Raw genomic sequence first — 7009 nt, forward strand, 5'->3', positions numbered from 1 at the left:
CGTGACCGGGCGGGCGAGGATCTGCACGCACGCGGCCTGGCCGGGGGCGAGGTCGTCGGCGGCGGTGATCAGGTCTCGCACGAGATCGCCGCTGTAGTCGGTGCGCAACGGCAGTCCTTCGCGGCGGCCGAGCCGCAACTCACCTCCTGCCAACACTCGCCGGGTGGTGTTGGTGGTGTCGGGCAGCGGAGACCGGGCTGGGTAGGTGGTGTCGGTGTGCGCGCCGGGCCACGCGGAGGCGACGGCGCGTTCGATCAGCCCGGGCGCGATCTTCCTGGGGACCCACAGCCGGATCGCGGCCCCTTCTTCGGGGGTGACGGTGTATTCGAATCCGAGGTGTGGTTGCCCGAACAGCAGCCGCGCCCAGGCCGGGCGTAGTTGCCCGATCAGGTGTGACCAGAAGGCGAGCGCGCCATTCGCGTCGACCTCGGGTGGGGTGAGCACGGTGATCTGGCGAGCACGGGCACTGAGTTGGCGTCGGCGCAGCCTCGCCACCGCCCACACCGCGGCGAGCACACCGGCCACTGCAACCACGACCACGATCGCGGCCTGAGACCAGACGGCGCGCTCGATCGTCTCGGCGAGATCACCCAGCCTCGTGCCGGGTGCGAGCAGCATCCGGCCCAGCCATCCCTGTTCGGGACTCGCGATGGTGGCGTTCACGCGGCCACCGCCCCTGCTGCCTGGCCGGGCTGTCCGCCCGTGCCCCAGAACGGGGCAGCCCCGTACTGGAGGCGTCCGCGTGCGCCCTGATGCTCGGTGGTCGCCGTGGCGGCATCGGGCTTGCGGAGGATGACGACGTCCTCGTGCGCGATGAGGTGCATAGGTAGCCCGGCGGCGCGCTGTTTGACGATGAAGTCGCGTTGGAAGAAGCTGCTGCGCGCGACCAGGTCTCCCTCGGACAGTCGCCCCAGCAGCGCGACGCAGCGCTCGACCGGGACGAGCCCGGCCAGGCTGCCGCAGGTGATCAAGTGCGCGGGCAGGTTCACCAATTCCGCGTGCTGCCGCCACGGCCGGGCCGTAATGACGACGTGCCCGCCCGGGGCGAGGTATTCGGCAGCACCGGTCAGGATGCGCGTGAACCCCGACAGCAATCGGCCGAGTCCGACGTTGGCGAGGTTGCCGCGATCCAGGACCGCACCGTAGCGGTGGTTGGACTTGCGCACGCCCTGCCCAGCGCGCACCCGGACATGGCCGTGGACGGAGTCGCCGTAGGGCGGAGAAGTGATCACCAGATCCACCCGGCCCCGCAACTCTTTCGGTAGCAGGGTGGGGAGTTTGCGGGCGTCACCGGTGTAGATGGCGGCGTCGAGATCGATCCCGGCCTCGTGGGCGAGCCCGATGTTGGTGCGCGCCAACTCGGCCCACCGCGTCTCGTATTCGACACCGACCGCGCGGCGACCGAGGTGCAGCGCTTCGACGAGTGTGGTGCCGATCCCGCACATCGGGTCCAGCACGAGGTCACCGGCCCGGGTGTAGGTCGCGACGGCGTGTTGCACGATCGCGGGGAACATCTTCGCCGGGTGGGCCACGCTGTCGGGGTGATAGCGGCCCCGCCGCTGCACCGTGGGCGCGTTCTGGGCCGTCGCCCACACCGATACCGGCACCACGGCGGGAGCGGTCCCGGTCGCGGCGCCGGAGTCGACAGTGCCGGTGTCGGCGGTCTCGGGGTTCGTGGTGTCGGGGGTGGCGGAGTCGAGAGTCATCGGGGTCCTTCGCGAGATCGGTCGGTCGGTCGCGGCTCGGCGTGGCACCGACGCCGGTGGTGTGGGCGCGGGGATGGCGGGAGGAGTTATGGCGGGAGGTGTCACTGCGGGAGGGACTTCTCGCAGCGGGGCAGCAGGAACGCGAACACGTCGGTGTGCGCGACGGTGTGCACGACCGGCCCCCGATCGGCGCCCGAGTCGGGTGCGTCGGCGGGCGGTGTGGCGGTGATGGTGGTGCCGGTGACGGGGACGGCGATGATGTGCTGGAGGTAGAGCAGATCGGCGGCTTGGGCGGCGGCCACGGCCGCACCGGCCGGGTCGATGAGCACCCCGGAGCGGCTGTGGCGGCAGCGACCTAGCACGACCAGCAGCCCGCCCATCGCCAACCGGTGGACCGCCAGCGTGGTGAGGTGTTCGGCGGCGGCCACCGGGTCGAGGTGATCGGCCAGCAGGCTGACCAGAACCAGATCCACCGCCTCATCGGTGCCGGTGCCGGTGCCGGGTTTGTGGTGGGCGGTGCGGCCGAGGCCCTCGACGCTGGCGCACGCCGCTACCGTGTCCGCCGCGACCGCGTGCAGGCCACCACGAGTCGTGGGGGCGGGCCAGCCGAGCAACAGCACCCGCCCACCCGGGGCGCTGAACTCGCGCACCGCGCGAGACACGATCGGTTGCGGCCATCGGTCGCCGGGATCGAGCGGGTCGCTTCCGGCGGCCCACACGGTCGAGGGGACCACCACCGAGGTCGAGGTGCTGGTGTTGTCGGTGGCGGATCGGGACGGAAGTTGACGGGATTTCACGGTCATACGGGAATGCTCCTGACGGTCGTAGAGAACGGTTTGTACTCGTCTACTTCCGCCGCAAACGCTTTTTCGGGACACCGCCTGGCAAAACTTTTCCGAACAATTTTTTGCACACGAGAATCCAGCCGTACTGGGGACCGCCTATCCGAGACGGGAGCGCCGGTCTCGGACCATCGGGTTGAAAGAGTTTTTGAATCGTTTTTGATGGTTTGCCAATGGCGGCGATTTCGTATCCGAAACATACTCTCTTCATATTCTCGCGCATATCCACCCTGTTTGCTGCCCCTTTCATCGGGCATCCGGTTGGCTCGGTGTGGTGTGTGCCAAATGATTGCTCGATCGACACGGATATGTTTTGGATATGGTTCGGGTGTAGTTCGGATGTGTTTTGGGTGTGTTTTGGGTGTGTTTTGGATATGAGTGTTCGGTTCCCTTGTGAGGTCGGAATCTTTCGTGATTCCACCGAACAGGGAGTTGATGGTGACGAATTCAGAATTCGTGAATTCCTCGAGGTCGCGCGGTAAAGCGCGCACGCCGTTGGGTGTGGTGTCGGCGACGTTCGATCGGATCGCGGGGCAGTCCTTGCCCGTCGATCCGCGACCGGCACCAGGACCGCCGAGAAGCCAGGTCGAGGTGTGGGATGGGTTGCGTGCGTTGCTGCGGGATCCCGGTTTGCCGATCGCGGCGGTCGACGCGATCTGGGTGTGGCTGATCGAGCGGTCCCGCACCCACGGTGGGGACGCGACACTGGTGTGCGCGAGTCTGGCCGAGCCGATGCTCGCTGGCATGGCAGGGTTGTTCGCCGCGCCGGGCGGCCGCCATCGCGACGACCTCGAGTCCGAGGTGTTGACCGGGTTCCTCACCCATCTCGGATGTGTCGAGCTGGATCTGCCGGGCGTGTGGCATCGCCTGCGGTGGGCGGCCTACCGTGCCGCGATCAGAGCGGCGAACCAGCAGCCGTCGGTGGTGTCGGTCGCCGACCTCGAGCGTGATCTCGGCTCGATGGGTGAGCAGCGGCTGCTGATGGTAGCCGGGCCGGGACACCCCGAGACGGTGCTGGCCGAGGCCGTCGCCGCCGGGGTGATCAGCGCCGAGGCAGCGGAGCTGATCGCGGTCTCGCGGTGGGAGCGTCGCACGCTGACCTCGCTGGCCGCCGAGCGCGGGCAGTCGCTGTGGAAGCTGCGCAAACAACGCCGACGCGCCGAGGCCCGACTCGTGGCCTGGCTGACCGACCGCGCCCACGACCTGGGCCGCACCAGCATCGTCGAAGCCCATGCGATGAACACCCTCGCACCGATCGAGGACAGCGGGCCAGCACCGGAGCGAGTCCGTCAGCGAAGGAAACCGCCGCTCACACCGAGTCGGTCGGCCACCAGGGACGGGGAGGTGCGCCCATGCGCGTGACTCGACTCCTCGACACCGCCACAGCACTCGCACCTCGCGTGCGCATCCGGCGATTCGCGCTGATCCTCGCGGCCGCCACCACCGTGGCCGTCATCACGGTGGTCGCGGCCGGTGCGGCGGCAGCAGCGCCCCCGGGGCAGGTGCTGGCTATCGCGTCCTCGCTGGACCAAGTGCTTGAGAACCTACGTAATTGGCTGATCGGCATCCTCGCCGCCCTGGCGACGGTCTGCCTCACCGTCGCCGGAGCACGCTATCTCATCGGGGCGGGTGACCCGGCCGAGATGGAGAAGGCCAAGAGCGCCTTCCGCGCGGCCTGCCTCGGGTACGCGCTGGCGATGCTGGCCCCGGTCATCGTCACCGTCCTCAAGTCGATCGTCGGGGCCTGACGTGAGCGCCCCACTACTCGCCCGGCCCACGCCTGCGGTCGGGCTGCGGCCTTTGCGTACCGGCCACACCGCTGCGGCGACGGTGGCGGTGGTGCTCGCGGCAGTGCTGATCACCCTCACCGGTGGGATGAGTGCCGCTGCGCAACCACCGCCGACGCCGCCCGTGCCGGTGCCCTCAGCTCCGGCGACACCCGCACCCACCACCTCGACACCCGCTCCGACCTCGCCGGTGCCTCCCTCGCGCTGGGCCACGCCTCCACCCACCAGCCCGGCCTCGCCCACCCCGGGTGTTCCCGACTCGACTATCCCGACGCCGGCGGACTCGCCCGGGTCGGGGCCGGGGGCTGGCGAGTGCGGGGTGAGCAACATCTCCGGCTGCGTGGCCAAGGCGATCGACGGGTTCTTCCAGCGTGTGGTCGACTCCGCGCTCAACCCGCTACTCGAATTGGTGTCACACACCCTGCTCACCACCCCCGAACCGGGCGATCTGCCGCAGGTCGGCGTGTTGTGGACGCAGTCGTGGCAGCTGGTACTCGCGATCTACGGGCCGATCGTGATGGCCGCCGGGGTGCTGCTGATGGTGCGCGAAACCCTGCAGACGCGGTGGTCGTGGCGGGAGCTGACGGCTCGGCTGGTGGTTGGGTTCCTCGCCGCCGCGACGAGCATGGTGATCGCCACCTCGGCGATCGGCTTCGCCAACGCCCTCGCCCGATCCCTCGGCGGTGACGGTGTCGACTCCGATTCCGCCGCCGCCGCGTTGACCCAGCTGGCCGCGACCGGCGGCAACGCACCGGGGACCTTCACGATCCTGCTGCTGGTCGCGCTGGTGGTGATGCTGGTCGTGCTGCTGGTCGCCTATGTGGTGCGCGTCGCGGTCACCGTCATCCTGATCGTCTCCGCGCCGTTGGCGTTGATGTGTCACGCCCTACCCGGCCTCGAGATGGTGGCGCGCTGGTGGTGGCGATCGTTCGCCGCTTGCCTGGCCATCCAGGTGGTGCAGTCAGTGACCCTGGTGACGGTGCTGCGGGTTTTCCTCACCCCGGGCGGATGGAACTTCTTCGGCCCCACCGCGAACGGGATCGTCGATCTGATCGTCGCGCTCGCCTTGATGGGCGTGCTGATCAAGACCCCGTTCTGGCTGCTATCGGTGCTGCGGATCGGCCACGGCCGCACCCTCGTCGGCTCGATCGTGCGCAGCTACGTCGTCTACAAAACCTTCGGCCTGCTCAAAGGCGCCCACACCGCACGCGGGCGCGGCGGTTCGGCCACACCCGCCCAACTACAGCAGCGCGGGCGACGCACCATCGCATCCGCGCCGCGCGACCCGTACGCACGGGTCCGCGCCACCCGCGACGGACAACTGATGCTGCCCCTCGAAGGCATGCACCGAGTCCAGCGGCAATCCACCCCGGCACCCGCATCGCCCACCGCTACGCCGAAGACCACACCGGGCCGCATGCCACGCGGCAGGCAACTCGCGTTCGACTTCGATCCGCCGGACCCCTACCGGGGGATCCGTCCCGGACGCAACGGCCAATACCCGCTGCCGGTCCCGGTGAGCAGGGTTCGGCCCACCCCACCGGCCGAACCACCACGACCACCAGCGCGCGCCACGGCACCGCGAGGCCGCCGACCCCAACAGCTCGCGTTCGATTTCGATACGTCCGCACCGGCGGACCCCTACGACCGGATCCGGCCGTTGCGCAGTGGCCAGTACCCGCTGCCGATCCCGGTGACCCGCATCCGGCCCGCGCCACCACCGCCCACACCACCCCAACCACCACCAGCGCCGACGCCGTCGCCGTCGCCGGGACGGCAGCTGCATCTTCCGCTCCCGAATCTCCCCGTCCGCCGCCGCAGGTCCGGCGCTCCCCGAGGAGGCAAACTTCTATGACGACGATCGTGCGTATTCCCGCCGATGTCGAACGAAGTGACCGGTTGATCGGACCGTTCACCGCCCGCCAACTCGCCATCCTCGCCACCACAGCACTACTGCTGTACTCGGTGTGGATCGCGACCCGGGCCGTGGTCGCGCCGCTGGTGTTCCTGGCCGCCGCCGCCCCGATCGCGGCCGTGGTCACCGTCGCGATCGTCACCCGCCGCGACGGGCTCCCCGCCGACCTGCTGCTGTGGGCCGCGATCCGCCATCGGTGGCGTTCGCGTCATCTGGTGACCGCACCCGAGGGGGGCGTGCTCGCTGCGCCGAGGTGGATCACCGACCGCGCCACGCGAGCCCGTCCACGCCCGCCGGTTCCAACGGCGTTGTCGCCCGAGGAGTTGCGGTTACCGGCGTCGGTCACCCCGGGCGGCGGCGGTGTCGGAGTCATCGACCTCGGGGCCGCCGGGCTCGCGGTGGTCGCGGTCGCGGGCACCCTCAACCTCGCCTTACGCACCCCCGCCGAACAAGACGGCCTCGTCGGGCAACTCGCGGGCTGGCTGCACACCCTGCGCCAACCCGTGCAGATCCTCATCCGCTCCGCCCGCCTGGACCTATCCGCACACCTCACCGGCCTGCACACCGCCGCATCCGACATGTCCCCGGACCTGGCCGCCGCCGCCCACGACCACGCCGCACACGTGAGCGAGTTGGCGGCCGGAGAGCACCTCACCCGCCGCCAGGTCCTGTTGATCTGGAGAGAATCCCTCGACAATCCCGCCGCCGCGACCTCACCCGGTAGACGGCTGCTCGGGCGGGGCCGGGCCCGCCGCGGCG

The 7009-nt window shown here is 69.8% G+C and carries 6 protein-coding genes and 1 pseudogene; 4 read left to right on the forward strand and 3 right to left on the reverse strand.

Translation table 11 applies throughout. The features are described from left to right. The 3 genes and pseudogenes from NA5_RS38465 to NA5_RS38475 form a co-directional block, all read right to left on the reverse strand. Positions 1 to 663 (reverse strand): annotated as a pseudogene (locus NA5_RS38465) (type VI secretion protein); the annotation flags it as partial. Beyond that, positions 660 to 1706, reverse strand: coding sequence for a TRM11 family SAM-dependent methyltransferase (locus NA5_RS38470; RefSeq protein ID WP_084484742.1), 1047 nt, complete (start codon positions 1704 to 1706; stop codon positions 660 to 662). The pseudogene NA5_RS38465 and the gene NA5_RS38470, both read right to left, overlap by 4 nt. Positions 1707 to 1807: 101 nt before the next feature. Next, positions 1808 to 2509 carry a hypothetical protein gene (locus tag NA5_RS38475; protein ID WP_062993964.1) on the reverse strand — a complete coding sequence of 234 codons (702 nt, stop codon included), beginning with the start codon at positions 2507 to 2509 and terminating at the stop codon, positions 1808 to 1810. A gap of 477 nt (positions 2510 to 2986) precedes the next feature. Here NA5_RS38475 and NA5_RS38480 point away from each other — a divergent pair, with 477 nt between their 5' ends. The 4 genes from NA5_RS38480 to NA5_RS38495 all read left to right on the forward strand — a co-directional run. Next, positions 2987 to 3910, forward strand: coding sequence for a hypothetical protein (locus NA5_RS38480; protein WP_157110900.1), 924 nt, complete (start codon positions 2987 to 2989; stop codon positions 3908 to 3910). Then, positions 3901 to 4296: a pilin gene (locus NA5_RS38485; protein ID WP_245672680.1), complete on the forward strand. Its 396-nt coding sequence runs from the start codon at positions 3901 to 3903 to the stop codon at positions 4294 to 4296. Before NA5_RS38480 ends, NA5_RS38485 begins: the two co-directional genes overlap by 10 nt. A 1-nt stretch (position 4297) precedes the next feature. Continuing rightward, positions 4298 to 6190, forward strand: coding sequence for a TrbL/VirB6 family protein (locus tag NA5_RS38490; RefSeq protein ID WP_157110901.1), 1893 nt, complete (start codon positions 4298 to 4300; stop codon positions 6188 to 6190). Then, the coding region (locus tag NA5_RS38495) for a PrgI family protein (RefSeq protein ID WP_169811427.1) at positions 6187 to 7009 on the forward strand (823 nt) is incomplete at its 3' end. The genes NA5_RS38490 and NA5_RS38495, both read left to right, overlap by 4 nt.

Origin of the sequence: Nocardia anaemiae NBRC 100462, from assembly GCF_001612725.1 — a bacterium.
Classification (GTDB): Bacteria; Actinomycetota; Actinomycetes; order Mycobacteriales; family Mycobacteriaceae; genus Nocardia; species Nocardia anaemiae.

What these genes read in the sequence shown, in the direction of transcription:
- NA5_RS38470 (WP_084484742.1), bottom strand. Translation starts at nt 1,706, where the DNA reads ATGACTCTCGACTCCGCCACCCCCGACACCACGAACCCCGAGACCGCC.
- NA5_RS38475 (WP_062993964.1), bottom strand. Translation starts at nt 2,509, where the DNA reads ATGACCGTGAAATCCCGTCAACTTCCGTCCCGATCCGCCACCGACAAC.
- NA5_RS38485 (WP_245672680.1), top strand. Translation starts at nt 3,901, where the DNA reads ATGCGCGTGACTCGACTCCTCGACACCGCCACAGCACTCGCACCTCGC.